The sequence below is a fragment of the Myxococcota bacterium genome, assembly GCA_035498015.1.
Taxonomy (GTDB): domain Bacteria; phylum Myxococcota_A; class UBA9160; order SZUA-336; family SZUA-336; genus VGRW01.
Window position 1 is genome coordinate 1 of sequence record DATKAO010000229.1, and the last position, 15,110, is coordinate 15,110.

Annotated in this window: 15 protein-coding genes and 2 tRNA genes; 11 read left to right on the top strand and 6 right to left on the bottom strand. The window is 71.3% G+C overall.

Going from position 1 to position 15,110, the window contains the following annotated elements; genetic code table 11:
- The 3 genes from VMR86_20230 to VMR86_20240 all read left to right on the top strand — a co-directional run.
- Positions 1-792: aldehyde dehydrogenase family protein (locus VMR86_20230; GenBank protein ID HTO09392.1), on the top strand; the 792-nt coding region annotated here is incomplete at its 5' end.
- Between the two features lie 23 nt (positions 793-815).
- Entirely contained in the window at positions 816-1,316 is a 501-nt protein-coding gene (locus VMR86_20235) for a hypothetical protein (protein ID HTO09393.1), read from the top strand.
- An 18-nt stretch (positions 1,317-1,334) separates the two neighbouring features.
- Positions 1,335-1,409: transfer RNA gene (locus VMR86_20240), tRNA-Val, on the top strand.
- Positions 1,410-1,416: 7 nt separating this feature from the next.
- Here VMR86_20240 and VMR86_20245 read toward each other — a convergent pair.
- Together VMR86_20245 and VMR86_20250 are read right to left on the bottom strand one after the other, a co-directional pair.
- Positions 1,417-1,842 (bottom strand): SRPBCC family protein, encoded by a 426-nt coding sequence (locus VMR86_20245; GenBank protein HTO09394.1) that lies wholly within the window; start codon positions 1,840-1,842, stop codon positions 1,417-1,419.
- A 57-nt stretch (positions 1,843-1,899) separates the two neighbouring features.
- Positions 1,900-3,885 carry an adenylate/guanylate cyclase domain-containing protein gene (locus VMR86_20250; GenBank protein HTO09395.1) on the bottom strand — a complete coding sequence of 662 codons (1,986 nt, stop codon included), beginning with the start codon at positions 3,883-3,885 and terminating at the stop codon, positions 1,900-1,902.
- A gap of 149 nt (positions 3,886-4,034) precedes the next feature.
- Between VMR86_20250 and VMR86_20255 the strand changes: the two genes are divergently transcribed.
- Complete coding sequence (locus VMR86_20255; GenBank protein ID HTO09396.1) at positions 4,035-6,791, top strand: phosphoenolpyruvate carboxylase; 2,757 nt, start codon at positions 4,035-4,037, stop codon at positions 6,789-6,791.
- On the opposite strand, the gene VMR86_20260 is transcribed toward VMR86_20255, so the two are convergent.
- Positions 6,788-7,216, bottom strand: coding sequence for a hydroxylaminobenzene mutase (locus tag VMR86_20260; protein HTO09397.1), 429 nt, complete (start codon positions 7,214-7,216; stop codon positions 6,788-6,790). The genes VMR86_20255 and VMR86_20260 overlap by 4 nt on opposite strands.
- Before the next feature lie 57 nt (positions 7,217-7,273).
- Between VMR86_20260 and VMR86_20265 the strand changes: the two genes are divergently transcribed.
- From VMR86_20265 to VMR86_20275, 3 genes are all read left to right on the top strand, one after another.
- Positions 7,274-7,858 (top strand): helix-turn-helix domain-containing protein, encoded by a 585-nt coding sequence (locus VMR86_20265; GenBank protein HTO09398.1) that lies wholly within the window; start codon positions 7,274-7,276, stop codon positions 7,856-7,858.
- 89 nt (positions 7,859-7,947) lie between these two features.
- Positions 7,948-8,394, top strand: a complete 447-nt coding sequence (locus tag VMR86_20270; GenBank protein HTO09399.1) for a hypothetical protein — start codon at positions 7,948-7,950, stop codon at positions 8,392-8,394.
- Between the two features lies 1 nt (position 8,395).
- On the top strand, positions 8,396-8,713 hold the full coding sequence (locus VMR86_20275; GenBank protein HTO09400.1) for a hypothetical protein: 318 nt from the start codon (positions 8,396-8,398) through the stop codon (positions 8,711-8,713).
- 7 nt (positions 8,714-8,720) lie between these two features.
- Here the strand turns inward: VMR86_20275 and VMR86_20280 are convergent, their stop codons facing one another.
- The gene (locus VMR86_20280; GenBank protein HTO09401.1) at positions 8,721-10,184 is read right to left on the bottom strand and encodes an NAD(P)/FAD-dependent oxidoreductase; all 1,464 of its coding nucleotides are present in this window, start codon (positions 10,182-10,184) and stop codon (positions 8,721-8,723) included.
- Positions 10,185-10,214: 30 nt separating this feature from the next.
- Between VMR86_20280 and VMR86_20285 the strand changes: the two genes are divergently transcribed.
- Positions 10,215-10,838 carry a TetR family transcriptional regulator gene (locus tag VMR86_20285; protein HTO09402.1) on the top strand — a complete coding sequence of 208 codons (624 nt, stop codon included), beginning with the start codon at positions 10,215-10,217 and terminating at the stop codon, positions 10,836-10,838.
- Positions 10,839-10,878: 40 nt separating this feature from the next.
- Positions 10,879-10,955: transfer RNA gene (locus tag VMR86_20290), tRNA-Arg, on the top strand.
- 199 nt (positions 10,956-11,154) lie between these two features.
- On the opposite strand, the gene VMR86_20295 is transcribed toward VMR86_20290, so the two are convergent.
- Positions 11,155-11,607 (bottom strand): hypothetical protein, encoded by a 453-nt coding sequence (locus tag VMR86_20295; GenBank protein HTO09403.1) that lies wholly within the window; start codon positions 11,605-11,607, stop codon positions 11,155-11,157.
- Positions 11,608-11,793: 186 nt separating this feature from the next.
- On the opposite strand from VMR86_20295, the gene VMR86_20300 reads away from it, so the two are divergent.
- Positions 11,794-12,561: a PEP-CTERM sorting domain-containing protein gene (locus tag VMR86_20300; protein HTO09404.1), complete on the top strand. Its 768-nt coding sequence runs from the start codon at positions 11,794-11,796 to the stop codon at positions 12,559-12,561.
- Between the two features lie 9 nt (positions 12,562-12,570).
- Positions 12,571-14,898 (top strand): cytochrome-c peroxidase, encoded by a 2,328-nt coding sequence (locus tag VMR86_20305; protein HTO09405.1) that lies wholly within the window; start codon positions 12,571-12,573, stop codon positions 14,896-14,898.
- Between the two features lie 12 nt (positions 14,899-14,910).
- Here the strand turns inward: VMR86_20305 and VMR86_20310 are convergent.
- Positions 14,911-15,110 (bottom strand): ferritin-like domain-containing protein (locus VMR86_20310; GenBank protein HTO09406.1); only part of this gene is annotated, 200 nt, incomplete at its 5' end.

A 15,110-nucleotide genomic window follows, 5' to 3' on the forward strand; every position in this document is an offset into this window, starting at 1 on the left:
GGCGACCCGCGCGTCGACCACGTGGTGTTCACGGGCTCGGTCCACGGCGGCACGCGCATCAGCCAGGCGGCCGCGGGCCGGTTCCTGCAGATCGGCTACGAGCTCGGCGGCAACGACCCGGCCTACGTGGCCGCCGACGCCGACCTCGCGCGCGCGGTTGACGGCCTGGTCGACGGCGCCATGTACAACGCGGGCCAGAGCTGCTGCGCGGTCGAGCGCGCCTACGTGCACGCGAGTCACTACGCGGCCTTCGTCGAGGGCGCGCGCGAGCTCGCCGAGAAGTACGTGCTCGGCAACCCGCTCGCGCCCGACACCACGCTCGGCCCGATCGCGCAGCCGCAGCACCCCGCCGAGCTCGAGGCGCTGGTCGACGACGCGGTCCGGCGCGGCGCGCGCCGGGTCACCGGCGGAAAGCGCACGTCGGTGGGCGGTCGCGGGCGCTTCTTCCAGCCCACCGTGGTGTGCGACGTGCCCTCCGACGCGCAGCTCATGGGGGTGGAGCAGTTCGGGCCGATCCTGGCCGTGCAGCGCGTGACCTCCGACGAGGAGGCGCTCGCGCGCATGAACGAATCCGTGTTCGGCCTCACGGCCAGCGTGTGGACCGCCGACCGCGCGCGCGCGGAACGCTTCGGCGCAGCATTGCGCTTCGGCACCGTGTTCATGAACCGCTGTGACTTCGGCGACCCGCGCCTGCCCTGGAGCGGCGTGGGTCAGTCCGGCCGCGGCCACAGCATGAGCGTGCTCGGCTTCGACACCCTGACCCGCACGCGCAGCCTGCACTTCAGGCCCTAGTCACCTGCGCCGATCTGGGGCGCATGACGTTCCAGCGGGCCCTCACGGTGGCGCTGGTGCCGTACGTGGTGTGGCTCGTGGCCGCCTACCGTTGGCACTTCCTGGACGGCGTGAACCTCTTGTTCCACGAGGGCGGCCACGTGGTCTTCTTCATGTTTGGCCAGACGCTGTACATGCTGGGCGGCACGATCGGGCAGCTCTTCTTCCCGGCCGCGTGCGCCGCGCATCTGTGGCGCCAGGGCCGGGCCTTCGAGGCCTGGGTGTGCGGCATCTGGCTCGCGGAGAGCACCATGTACATGGCCGAGTATCTCGGCGATGCGAAGGACATGGTGCTGCCCCTGGTCGGCGGCGACACGCACGACTGGCACTGGCTGCTCGGCCGCGTGGGCCTGGTCGACTGGTGCCGGCCGATCGCCTGGGTGATTCACATGGCCGCGTCGGCGCTCGCCGGCTGGTGCCTGTGGCGCGCGGCGGCGCTCGCGTTCGGCTGGCAGCGCGAGGCAGACCAAGCGCCGACGTGCTAGCGTAAGCTACCGCTGCGTGGGCGATTAACTCAGCGGTAGAGTACTACCTTCACACGGTAGGAGCCCCGAGTTCGAATCTCGGATCGCCCACCACGTCGCGCTACTTCGCGGCCTTCACCAGCGCGTCGATGATGTTGGTGTACAGGCCGTTCAGCATGCGGCGCACCGTGTCTTCGGGCGCACCCTTCGCGACCCAGTTGCTGCCCCACTCGACCAGCGTTCCGCCGCCGGGCGCGTCGTGCAGAGTCACGACCGCGTTGTAGTACTCGAGCGGCAGGCTCGAGGGGGAGACCAGCGAGTACGAGATCAGCCGGCCGTCGAGCGCGGCGTCGAGTCTCTCGGCCAGGACGTCGTTCGAGCCGCGCGCCTTCACACGCCGGATCGAGCCGATGCCTTCGCCTTCGAGCACGCACGACTCGACGGCGTCACCCATCACTTTGCCGATCCCGCCGAAGTCGGCGAGCAGGGCGTACATCTTGGCGCGGGGCACCGGGACCGACTTTTCGACGAGCGCTTTGTAGGGCATGCACCCTTCTACCGGATCGGCCGGGTCGGTTTCAAACCCTGCGGTCGCGTGGGGGCCCTACCTACGCTCCGGCCGCTCGGGCCGGCGGAGCTGGATGTTCGTGACCCGCAGCGCGGCCAGGCGGCGCCAGCGGTACGACTCGTGGCGCTTGCCCGCGGCCTCCCAGTGGTGCGCGATCAGGTCGGCGTGCTCGCCCAGGCGGTCGTGATAAAGGTCCTGGAGCGCGCGGGCCACCGCCTCGTGGCGCGCGGCGCGTGGCTCCTGGAGCAGCGAGCCGTATGCGACCTCTTGAGTGAGTGGGTGCTTGAAGGCGTAGCGGCCGTCGCCGTCGGCGCGCACCAGGTCGGCGCGCTGCAGCACGGCCAGCGCCTCGGGCAGGTCGCCCGCGGCGTCGGCGAGGACCACGCGCAGCACGGGCTCGGCGAAGCTCTTGCCGACCACCGCCGCGACCTGCAGCGCGCGCTTGGCCGAGGCCGGCAGGGCATCGACGCGCGCACTGAGCAGCGACTGGACCGTGACGGGGATGAGGATGTCGCCGGCCTCGCGCACCAGCCGCATGCCGTGCCGCTCGCGCGCCAGCACGCCCTGGTCGAGGAGGGACTGGACGATCTCCTCCGCGAACAGGGGATTGCCCGCCGCGCGCGCAGTGACCAGCGCGCACAGCCCCGCGAGCGACGGGTCGTCGCCCAGCAGGCTGCGCAGCAGCGACTCAGTCGCGGCCTCGCTGAGCGGCGCCAGCTCGAGCCGCTCGAGCTGCGACGCGGCCAGCCACGGGGCCTCGTACTCCGGGCGCGCCGTGAGCAAGAGCAGGCTGCGCGTGAAGCCGACGGCGTCGACCAGGCGCGCCAGGAACGACTCACTCTCGGCGTCGATCCACTGCACGTCGTCGAGCAGCAGCACCGTCGGCTCGCGGGCGGCGCGCGCCTGCACCAGCGCGCAGGCCAGCGCGAACAGCCGCTCGCGGCGCGCCGCGGCTGGCAGCGCGGGCAGAGGGTCCCTGGGGCTCGCCAGGCCCAGGAAGTTGTGCACCAGCGCGTGGTCGCCCTCGTCGGCCGAGCGCACGAAGCGCAGCTGCGCCTTCACGAGCTTGCGACTCACGGACGGCTTCTCGCCCGGCGAGATGTCGAAGAAGCTGCGCAGCAGCTCGCGCAGCACGGTGAGCGCCAGGGTGCGGCCGTGCGCGGGACAGTGGGCGCTGGCGATCGCGATCTTCGGCCCGCGCCAGCGCTCGAGCGCGTCGTGACACAGCCGGCTCTTGCCCACGCCGGGTGCGCCGACCACGCACACGGTGCGCCCGTCGCCGGAGCTGGCGCGCTCGAGCGCCCGGTCGAGTGCGCGCGCTTCGCTCTCGCGTCCGACCAGCGCGCTGAAGCCGCGCGCGCGCGAAGCCTCGATCCGGGCCCGTGCCCTGCCGGTGCCCGCGAGCGCGTACGTGCGCACCAGCCCGCTCACGCCCTTCACGCGCATGCGCCCGACCGGCTCGAGCTCGAAGTAGGCGTCGACCAGCGCCGCGGTGTGGCCAGTCAGGTAGGCGCGGCCGGCCGCGGCCTGCTGCTGCATGCGCGCGGCCAGGTTCACGGTGTGACCTTGGGCGGTGTAGTCCATGCGCAGGTCGTCGCCGATCGCGCCCACGATCACCTCGCCCGAGTTCATGCCCACGCGCACGCTGAAGCGCAGGCCCGTGGCCCGGCGCAGCCCGGCCGCGAACTCGCGCACCTCCTCGCAGATCGCGAGCGCCGCGTGACACGCGCGCTGGGCGTGGTCCTCGTACGCGATCGGGGCGCCGAACAGCGCCATGACTCCGTCGCCCGTGTACTGGTTGATGGTGCCCTCGAAGCGGTGGATCGCGTCGGCCAGCAACGTGAAGAAGCGGTCGAGGATCCCGTGCCACTGCTCGGCGTCCACGCGCGCCGCCAGCCGCGTCGAGTCCTTCACGTCGACGAACAGCACCGTGACCTGCTTGCGCTCGCCTTCGAGCGCACTCTTATCGCGCAGGATCTTGTCGGCCAGGTGCTTCGGGGTGTAGGCGCGTGGCTCGGTCATGTCGGCTCGGGCCCGAGAGCATAGTGCCCGCGGACCAGTCAGCGCTCGCCCGCGAAGGGGGCAGTCTCCGCGCCGCACGGGGAGCCAGCGGCCCCGCGCCAGGGCACGTTTCTTGCGCGTACCACAGCGGAGCGGAGTAGCCTAGGGCTGTGACGGCGGCCGGAACCCAGGAGTCACTCGACGCCGATCTCGCGCAGCTCGGCGAGGCGCTGGACGGCGCGATCCGCGAGCTCTCGGGCGAGGCCACGCTGGCACGGGTGCGGGAGCTGCGCGCGGCCGCGGCGGTGCTGCGCACGCGCGGCGCCGCCCCGGGCGAGCGCGCGCGCTTTGCCGCCCGGATCGCGGCGCTCGACGACAGCGCGCTGGCCGAGGTCGCGCGCGCGGTGACTCATGGGCTGCACCTGATGAACGCAGCCGAAGAGGTGCAGCGCGTCCGCCAGCTCCGGCGCTACGACCGCGCGCATCCGGCGCGCCGATCGCTGGCCGACGCGCTGCGCGAGCTGGCCGGGGCGGGGCAGGGGCCCGCCGAGGTGCGGGACGCGCTCGCGCGCCTGTTCGTGATGCCCGTGCTCACCGCGCACCCGACCGAAGCGCGCCGGCGCACGGCGCGCGACCACGTGTCCGAGGTGGGGCGGCTCCTGGACGCGCTGGGTCACCCGGGCGGCGCGCGCGTGGCCGAGTCACTGCGTGCGCAGCTCGCCGACCAGGTCGCGATCCTGACCCGCACCGAGGAGTCGCGCGCCACCAAGCCCGCGCCGCGCGACGAGCTCGAGGCCGGCCTCGACGTGTTCGCGCGCACGCTCTTCGATGCCACCCCAGCGCTCTACCGCGAGCTCGAGGACGTGCTGGAGGGACTGTTTCCCGACGCGGACTGGCTGCGGCTGGGCGAGGGCGGCGCGGGTGACTGGCCGGTGCCGTCCTTCCTGCGCTGGGGCAGCTGGATCGGCGGTGACCGCGACGGGAACCCCTTCGTGACCGCGCACGTGACGCGCACGGCGCTCGAGCGCCAGCGCGCGCTCGCGCTCGAGCGGCACCTGGCCGACGTGCGCATGCTGGGTCGCGAGCTGTCGATGTCGTCGCGGCGCGCGCCGCGGCCCGAGGGCATCGCGGAGCTCGCCGACTCACTCGAGCGCGACCGCGCGCGCTTCCCCGAGATCGCGGCGCGCGTGTCGCGCTTCACCGTGTACGAGCCGTGGCGCGAGAAGCTCTGGTACATGGGCGCGCGCCTGCGGGCGACGCTCGAGCGCGCGGAGTCGAGCTACGTCGATGCGGCCGGCTACCAGCGCGACCTGTTCCAGCTGGAGCGCAGCCTGGTCGCGGCCGGCTACGGGCGCATGGCGCGCGGCCGGCTGCGCGACTGCCGCCGGCGCGCCGACGTGTTCGGCTTCCACCTGGCGAGCCTCGACCTGCGCCAGCACTCCGGCGTGCACGAGCGGGTCACCGCCGAGCTGCTCGCGGCCACGGGCCTGGTCCGCGCGCGCGGCTACGGCGACATGGACGAGGCGCGGCGTTGCCGCGTGCTGGGCGAGCTGCTCGCCCGGCCCGAGTCACTCGCGCCGCCTGCGCGCGGGGCGCTTTCGGCTGAGACCCAGGACCTGCTCGCCACGCTCGACATGGTGGGCCGCGCGCGGCGCGAGCAGGGCCCGCGCGCCTGCGAGCGCTACATCGTGAGCTTCACGAGCACGCTCTCCGACCTGCTCGAGGTGCTGTTCCTCGAGCGCGCGGCGGGGCTCGCGCCCGGCGAGCTGCGGCCCGTGCCGCTGCTCGAGCAGCTCGAGGACCTCTCGAACGCGCGGCCGCTCGCCGAGCAGATGCTGGCCTCGCCGCACGTCTCTGCCGCGATCGGGCGCGAGCTCGAGGTGATGATCGGCTACTCCGACTCGTGCAAGCAGGTCGGCTACGTCACGAGTCAGGTCGCGCTGCGCCGCGCGCAGCACGCGCTGGCCGACGTGGCCGAGCACGCCGACCTGCGGCTCACGATCTTCCACGGCCGTGGCGGCGCGATCGGCCGCGGCGGCGGCCCGGCGCACGACACGATCCGCGCGCAGCCCGAGCGCGCGCTGCGCGGGCGGCTGCGAGTCACCGAGCAGGGCGAGACCATCAACACGCGCTACTCCACGCTCGAGGTCGCGCAGCGCGACCTCGAGCAGTCGGTGTCGGCGGTGCTCTTGTCCGGCCTGGCCGAGCGCACGCCCGTGCCGCGCGCCGAGCTGGCGGCGCGCGACTCGGTGTTCGACGAGGCGGCGAAGATCGCGCTCCGCACCTACGAGGCGCTGGTCGCCGACCCGGACCGGCTCGCGCGCTACGTGCAGGCGGCCACGCCGATCATCGAAGTCACCGCGCTGCCGATCGGCTCGCGCCCGAGCTCCCGCCGGCCGGGTCTGTCGCTCGGCGACCTGCGTGCGATCCCGTGGGTGTTCTCGTGGAACCAGAGCCGGCACGGCGTGCCCGGCTGGTTCGGGCTGGGCTCGGCGCTCCAGTCACTGGGGCGCGAGCTCGGGGTCGAGCGGCTCCGTGACCTGTACCGCGCGTCGCCGTTCTTCCGCGCGCTGGTCGACAACGCGCAGCTCGCACTCGCGCGCGCCGACATCGACGTGGCGGAGTGCTACGCCGCGCTCGCCGACGACGACGCGCGCAAGATCTTCCCGCTGATCCGCGCCGAATGGGAGCGCACGGTCACCTCGGTGCTGGCGGTCGCGGGCCAGCCCGAGATACTGGGCGACCGCCCGCACATTCTCGCGACCGTGAAGCGCCGCAACGCGGCGCTCGACGTGCTGTCACACGCGCAGATCGAGCTCTTGCGCCGGCTGGCGCGGGCGGAGGGCGGCGTGGAGCGCGAGGCGCTGCTGAGCAGCTTGTTCACGACCATCAACGGCATCGCCGCGGGGCTGCAGACCGCCGGCTAGGCCGCAGCGCGCCAGCTCCAGTGCCAGAGCAGCGCGGCGATCGCCGCCGCCGAGCCGACGGACGCAGCGCCGATCAGCACCAGTGCCGTGGTCTCCTGCCAGGGCTTCGCGCGCAGCCCCGCGCCGGCGATCGGCAGCGTGCGCCCGGTGCCGTACGCGCCCGCGAACAGCAGGCCCACCCACAGCACGTAGAGCGAGACCCAGAGCGTGTGCGCGATCGCCGCGGCCCAGGCCTCGGGCAGGGTGAGTCGCGACCCGACCCAGGCTACCGCCACGAGCGCGAGCCCGCTCTGGATCGCCGCCACGTGCGCCGAGAGCCCGATCCGCGGGCTGCGCAGGAGCGGAATCGCGAACCCGGACAACAGCCCGAGCAGGAACAGCAGCACGCCGCTGAAAGCCAGGAGCCCTTGCAGTGCCTCGCTCATCTCGCGCCTCCTCGATAATATCGACTTCGAGTCGGTAATAACAGACCAAGAGTCGGTATGTCAAAGACCCAGGCGGAGCGCAGCGAGGCCACGATCGGGGCGCTCGAGCGCGCGGCGCGCAAGCTGTTCGCCGCGCGCGGCTTCGAGGCCACCTCGATCGACGACATCGCGGCGCGCGCGGGCGTGGCGAAGGGCGCGTTCTACCACCACTTCGACTCGAAGCGCGAGATCTTCACGCGCGTGCTCGACCGCATTCAGGGCGAGCTCGCGGCGCTGCCCCCACCGCCCCTGCGCCGAGGCGCGGGGCCGCTCGAGCTCGTGGCCGAGGCGGTGCTCCGCTATCTCCTGGCGGCGAGCGAGCCCGACGTGAAGCGGATCCTGTTGGTCGACGGCCCGGCGGTGGTCGGTTGGGCGAAGTGGCGCGAGATCGACGCGAAATACTTCGGCGCAGCCACGCGCATGGTGCTCGCGCAGGTGCTGGGCCCCGAGGCGAGCGAGCGCGACGTCGACGCGCTCGCGCACCTGGTGCTGGGCGCAGTCATGGAAGGGGCGCTCCTGTGCGCCGCGGCCGACGACCCGACTCAGACTGCGCGCGACGTGACTGCAGCGCTGCGGCGCCTGCTCTCCGGTCTCACGAGCTGAATTCTGCAAAGCGCCTGCAACGGCGCGCCCGGCGGCCTCGCTCGCGCGCTCCCGCCGCTTCGGGCACGCGGCTTGCTCTCTCCCGGGGCATGAGTACGCCCGCGAATCTCTCGCAGCACAACCCCTGGCGCACGGCAGTGATTGCGACCGCCGCAGTCACTGCCGTCATGCTCGCGATCGGCGCCGGCGCGTTCGCGCTGCGCAAGAGCCCGGCCGTGCGCGCGGCGGCGAGCCGCGGCTCGGCGCGCCAGGTCGAAGAGCGAGTCATCGAGGACTGCAACCGCTACGCAGCCGACACCGAGCGAAACACCGGCCGCATCGTGCGCGACGGCGCGATCGGGGCCGGCGTGGGCGCCGGCGTGGGCGCGGCGGGCGGCGCGATCGCCAAGGGCGGCGAGGGCGCGGGCAAGGGCGCAGGCATCGGAGCACTCGTGGGCGCCACGGTAGGCGCGCTGCGGGGACTGTCGGAAGAGAACCGCAAGACCGAGACGGCCCGCGCCGCGTACGCGGACTGTCTCGCAAGGAGAGGTTACTGACATGAAGAAGTCACTCTCGCTGCTTCTGATGGCGTGCTTCGCCATCGCGACCGTACCCGGCTCGGCACGCGCCGACGACTGGCACGGTCACTCGACCGCGAGCTACGTGGGAACGGCGCTGGCCAACCCGATCTACTTTCCGGCCAAGGTCGCCTTCGCGCTGGTCGGCGGGATCACCAGCGGCATCGCCTACGTGGCGACGCTGGGCAACACCGAGCCGTCGCACGAGATCTGGGCCGCGTCGGTCGAAGGCGACTACGTGGTGACCCCGAGCATGATCGACGGCCACCGCGACGTCGACTTCATCGGCCCTTCCTGAGCCCGGCTCACTCGCGCTCGGCGACGGCCTCGAAGTCGCCGAGCGCCAGGCGCCGCGTGCGCCACCAGTACTGGAAAGTGAAGTACGGCCACAGCGTGCCGTTGTAGCCGTCGGTGTCCATGTACCAGCTCTGGCAGCCGGAGCTCCACACCGAGCGGCGCATGCGCGCCTGCAGCCGGCCGGTGAAGCGCGCCTGGGCCGAAGCCAGCACGTCGAGAAAGGCCAGGCGCTGGCTGCGGATCGCCTGGATGGCCTTGAGCGCGTGCCGCGCCTGCGCCTCGATCATGAAGATCATCGAGTTGTGACCCAGGCCGGTGTTCGGGCCCATCAGGAGATACAGGTTCGGGAAGCCGTGCACCGCGACGCCGAGATAGCTGCCCTCGCGCGCCGTGACCGCCTGGTCGAGGGTGCGTCCGCCGCGGCCCACGATCCGCAGCCGGGTGAGATAGTCGCCGACCATGAAGCCCGTGCCGCACACGATGGCGTCGGCCGGGTGCTCCACCCCGTCGCGCGTCTGGATGCCCTTCGGGGTGATGCGCTCGATCGGCGCGGTCACGAGCTCCACGTTGGGCCGCTGCAGCGCGCGGAAGTAGTCGTTGGACAAGAGGATGCGCTTGCAGCCCAGCGTGTAGGTCGGGGTGAGCTTCTTGCGCAGCTCGCGGTCGGGCACCTCGCGCGCGAGGTGCGCGCGCAAGAGCTTCTCGAGCAGCTTCAAGAGCCGCGGGTCGATCACGAAGCCCACCGCGCGCAGCTCGAGCGTCCAGTAGATCCAGGCGCGCTGCAGCCAGTGCAGCGGACGGAAGCGCCGGAAGAGTGACTTCCGCCGCGCCGAGAACGCGTGGTCGGGCTTGGGCGCGACCCAGGGCGGCGTGCGCTGGAAGACCTGCAGCTTCTCGACTTCGGGGGCGATCTCTGGCACGAACTGGATCGCGCTCGCGCCGGTGCCGATCACCGCGACGCGCTTGCCCGCGAGCGGAGCCGCGTGGTCCCACTCGGCCGAGTGGAACATGCGCCCCTCGAAGCTCTCGCGGCCCGGTATCTCGGGATAGGCCGGCACGTGCAGCGCGCCGTTCCCGAGCACCACGGCGCGCGCGCGCAGCGGCTCGCCGTTCTCGATGCGCACCGTCCAGGTGCCCGTGCGCTCCTCGAACTCCGCGCCCGTCACCTTCTTGTGGAACTGGATGTGCGACCCGAGCCCGTACTTCGCGACGCAGTGACGGAGATACTCCTGGATCTCCTGTTGCGGCGAGAACGCGCGCGACCAGTCCGGCTTGGGCTCGAAGGAGAAGCAGTACAGGTGAGAGGGCACGTCGCAGGCTGCGCCGGGGTAGGTGTTGTCGCGCCACGTGCCGCCGATGTCGCCGGCCTTCTCCAGGATGGTGAATGACTCGATGCCCGCCCGTTTGAGCTGCACGCCCATGGCGATGCCCGAGAAGCCGCTGCCGACCACGACGACGGGGAAGTCTTCCATTTCGCCGATAATAGTATTATCATCGGATTCGTGGCGCAACCGCGAAGCTCGGCCCGGGAACAGTCGAAGTCGGAGACCCGCCGCCGGCTGCTCGACGCGGCGGCCGTGCTCCTGGGCAAGAACGGCTCGGGGGGGCTCTCGGCGAGCGCGGTGGCGCGCGCGGCCGACGTCGCCCAGCCCACCTTCTACGTCCACTTCCGCGACAAGGACGACTTGCTGCGCACGCTCGGCGAGGAGCAGCTCGGGCCGCTGCGCGCCGAGCTGCGCGCAGCGCGCGAGCGCTTCTTCGCGGGCGCGGGTCTCGACGCGGTGCGCGAGACCTTCCGCCTGCCGCTCGAGACCTGGACCGCGCACCCCGAGCTCCTGCGCCTCTATCTCGTCGAGCGCTTCCGCACAGACTCGCCGCTCGCGGAGCGCGCCCGTCAGCTGCGCGCCGACGTGGTGCGAGACCTGGCGGACGACCTTGCGCGCTTCGGCCTGGCGAGCCGCTCCGCGCGCGGGCGCGAGCGCATCGCGATGATCGCCGAGGCGATCGTCGCGCAGACGGAAGCGCTCGCGCTCGGCCTCGTCGACGGCCGCTTCCACAGCCTCGACGCCGCGGTCGAAGTCCTCACCGAGTTCGCCGCCGCCATGCTCGACCTGCCGCGCGCCTAGTTGCAGCCCCCGCCCGTTCCCTGTATCGACTGGGGCACCCGACCCAGTAGCTCAGCTGGATAGAGCGTCTGCCTCCGGAGCAGAAGGTCCCGCGTTCGAATCGCGGCTGGGTCGCCAGCGTCGACGAGCAGTTGGCTCAGGAGCTAACGTCGACCGGCGCTGCCCGGGGACGCGACGGGGTAACGGGTGCGGTCGTTGTGACGGCGATGGCCTCGCCGCTCTACGGGGTGCCCTCGACAGGCCGCATGCTCGCGGGTGCTCGCGAGCCGGGCAGCCGCCGGAGGCTGCAGGTCGTGGCTGCCGAGCGAAGGCGCCTCTACTGATCCTGACGAAAAAGCACCGTGCTCTCGATCTCGAACCCGCCACCATCGAGCTCCGAGGCGCAGTGGTAGGTCAGCGTGTAGTACTTGAGCCCGCCACCGGACTTGTCCACCAGAACGTCGTACGCCCCGACTCCTTCGTTGACGGCGATCTGAGCACTCGGCGTCGCGTCGGCAGCGATCGTGTCTGTCGCGTTCTGCAGGCTCTGATTTCGATGCACTTGAACGCTCACCAGCGGAAGCGCTCCGGGTGACGCGTCGAGGATGCGCACGGCGAGCGAACGCGGCGTGCCGCTCGCGTCGGCGCTGCAGGTGATCTGGTAGAGGTCCGTGGCCGACGCGGAGCTCGAGAGCGAGCCGTTCTGGGTGTGCGCGAGGGCCACCGGGCCGAAGAACAACAAGCCGAGAGAGACCAGTCGCGCGGCCCGGACGGCGTATCGGATCGTCATCTCCAAAGCCTATCTCGCGCCGCCTCCGTGCTGGAGCTGGGTGCGACAACGTACCGCGCCAGGCCTGGAGAGAGCGCTGCTAGCATCCGCCCGCCGCGATGGGAACGCGGAAGGGAGTGGCAGGTCGTGATCGGAAAGAGTTCAGATCGTCTGAGCAGGCCCTTGTCGCGGGTCGCGGGAGCTGTGTTGATGCTCGTCGCCGCCGTGGCGGCGAACGAAGCGCGCGCCGCCGGCGCAGTCGGATTCTCCACCTGGGACGGCGGGGTCGCCGCGCCGGCGTTGTTGCCGGGTGAGAGCGCGAGCGTGAGCGGCGTAGGCGGGCTCGCTGCTTCGATGGCCGGGAACCCGGCGTTGAACGGCTCGGCGTGGGCGCACACGGGCAACTGGTGGAACGTCTACCTGCCCGGGACGTCCCTGGCGACGATCACGATCCAGGCCAGAGACGATGGGTTCGCGCCGGGTGTGTCGGTCTGGGCGAGCGGAGCGACCGTGTTCGACGGCGGGACGACCGGCTGGGGCGGCGAGGTTTCGACTGCCGGCTTCGGCACGCCGCACTCGTTCAACGCGCTCGGCGTACTGGGCGCGTCCGGCACGCTCTGGATGCAATACGGACAGGGCGGGAACATGCAGGCGCTGCTGGGCTACGCGATCTCGGGGCCGTCCTACACGGGAACTCCGACGGGCTGGGGCGAGACCGTCGCCCACGGCGTCTTCGACATGACGCTGACGGATGCCTTCGTGAGCGCCGTCGGCGGCAGCGTCGGTGCCGGATTTGCGCAGCTAGAGCTCAGCAACGTCTCCGCCGGCTGGTACACCTTCTACGTGGGCGGTACGAATCCGGCGCTCGCAGGCGGACTGTACGACATCCAGGTCTCGACGGTGCCGGAGCCCTCGGCGCTTCTGCTGTGCGCGCTCGCTCTCACGGGACTCAACGCCGCACGCCGTCGCTCCTAGGACGCTCCCTTGCACGAGGTCGCCATGTGCGACGAGCCGGCGCGTCGCTTTGCGCGCGCTCTCCCGCTCCTCTTCGCGCTGGCGCTGAGCGTCGTGCCGGGCGAGGGCCGGGCGCACTTCGGGCCGAAGCCGATCTCGCTGCGCGGAGCGCCTGTTCCTCAGGTACCGGGGCTCGTCGATGGTCCCGATCCCATCGTCGTCGATCAGGGCGCGGCGATCGCTCTGGGCAAGGCGCTCTTCTGGGACATGAACCTCGGAAGCGACGGCGTCGCGTGCGCCACGTGTCACTTCCACGCGGGTGCGGATTCGAGGGTCATGAACCAGCTCGCACCGGGCGGCAAGAGCCCGGCCGTCGCGACCACCGCGTTCGATCTGTCTCCCTCGGGGGGCGTTCGCGGACCCAACTATCGACTCGCTCGCAGCGACTTCCCCTTCTACCGCACCAGCGACCCGCTCAACCCCATCGCGGCGCTGGTGTACGCGTCGGACGACGTGGTCGGCTCGGCGGGGAGCTTCGGCGGGGTCTTTCGCAGCGTGTCTCCGTCGTCGGGAACCGACGACTGCGCGCGACAGCCCGACCCGATCTTCCACGTCGGCTCTGTAGGCGTGCGGCGCGTCGAGGCGCGCAACGCGCCCAGCGTGATCAACTCGGTCTTCTCCTTCCGTCAGTTCTGGGATGGCGCCGCGAGCAACCGTTTCAACGGCAGCAGCCAGTGGGGAGAGCGCGATCCGGATGCAGGCGTCTGGGTGAGAACGGGACCCACTTCGGTGATGAAGCAGCGGCTCGCGCTCGAGAGCGCGTCGCTCGCGTCGCAGGCGCTGGCGCCGCCGCTCAACTCCGTCGAGATGAGCTGCGAGTCACGGAAACATCCGGATCTGGGCCGCAAGCTGGCTGACCGCGCGCCGCTCGCCGACCAGAACGTCCACTGGAGCGACAGTGTCTTGGGGCCCCTGGCGCAGAGCACGCCGGGCAACCTCCGTCCGGGTCTCGCCACGACTTACCGGGCGTTGGTCCAGGCCGCCTTCGCCTCGAAGTACTGGTCGTACGCAGGGACGGGCCCATTCGGCCAGCCCGCTGGGACGGATCCACAGCCTTACACGCAGTTCGAGGCCAACTTCGGGATGTTCTTCGCGCTCGCGATCCAGCTCTACGAAGCGACGCTGATCTCCGACCAGTCTCCGTTCGACCTGAGCGCCGTGGATCCCAACGGCGTGCCGATCGATCTCAGCCCCTCGGCGCAGCTCGGCTTCGACACGTTCCGGACCGCGCACTGCAACCTCTGCCACACCGGTCCCGTGTTCACCTCATCGGCGCTGGTCACGAACGCGACGCTGGTGCAGCAGGATCCGACCGTTTTCGGGAACGAGACCTTCGCCGTGAGCACGAGCTCGAACGTGGTGACGCGCCAATCGGTGACGGGAGGGACAGCAGTCATCGATACGGGCTTCGCGAGCAATGGCGTGACGCCGGATGGGGCGGACCTCGGACTCGGGGGAAGCGACCCTTTCGGCAACCCGCTCTCCTACGCGGACCAGTATTTGCAGTTTCTCGCGGGCAACCCGTCGGGGGTCGTCGATCCTCACGTGGACGAGGTCCGCGCGTGCGATCTCGACGTGTCGATAGCGCGAAACCAGCCCGACGCGCACCCGATCTTCTTCACCCAGGTCGAGGGCGTGCTTCCCCAGCCGCAGAGCACCACCGGCTGCTTCTCGGCGCTGGGCGCCTTCGTTCCGACGCCGGCCGCGGCGCGGGCGGAGCTCCAGAGCCCGAGCAACACGAAGATGCGCAGCGCAGCCCGGAACTCGTTCAAGATCCCGAGCCTGCGGAACGTCGAGCTCACCGGCCCGTACATGCACAATGGGAGCATGGCGACGCTCCAGGAGGTGATCGAGTTCTACACGCGGGGAGGCAACTACGACACCCCGGGCAAGCAGTTCGGCACCGTGTTCCCACAAGTCGATCTGCGTTTCTCGCCTCAGCTACGACAGGCGCTTCTCGATTTCCTCTTGAGCCTGACGGACGAGCGGGTGCGCTGGGAGCGAGCTCCGTTCGACCACCCGGAGCTCCGGATCGCAGACGGACATGCCGGCAACAACCTCGCGGTGACGGGGACGAGTCCGATCGGGCCGCAGCTCGGTCTCGATCAGACGCGGCTGGTTCCCGCGGTCGGAGCAGAAGGGCGCACGACGACACCCCTTGGGTCCTTCGACGCCGCGCTCGAGGAGCCGCCCGCTGCGGCACCTGTCCCCGCGATCGGCGCCGGGAAGGTGCTTCTGGTGCTCCTCCTCCTGGTGATCACGATCGCGAGTCTGCGTGTCCGCGAACGGAGGTCGTGAGCTTCTGTCCGTTCAGCCGAGCGCGTCGGTCCGCGACGGCGGACGCAGCGTCGTCATCCGGCGCCATGTGCCGAGTCGCTCGATCCAGTAGAGCGCGTGGATCCCGAGCGCCAGGGTTCGCTGCTTCCAGGCAGGCCAGCCGAGTATCGCGCCCATGCGCGCCATCACCGCGAGGCTGACGTCTCGGTAGGTGCGGATCTCCGCCTGCGCGT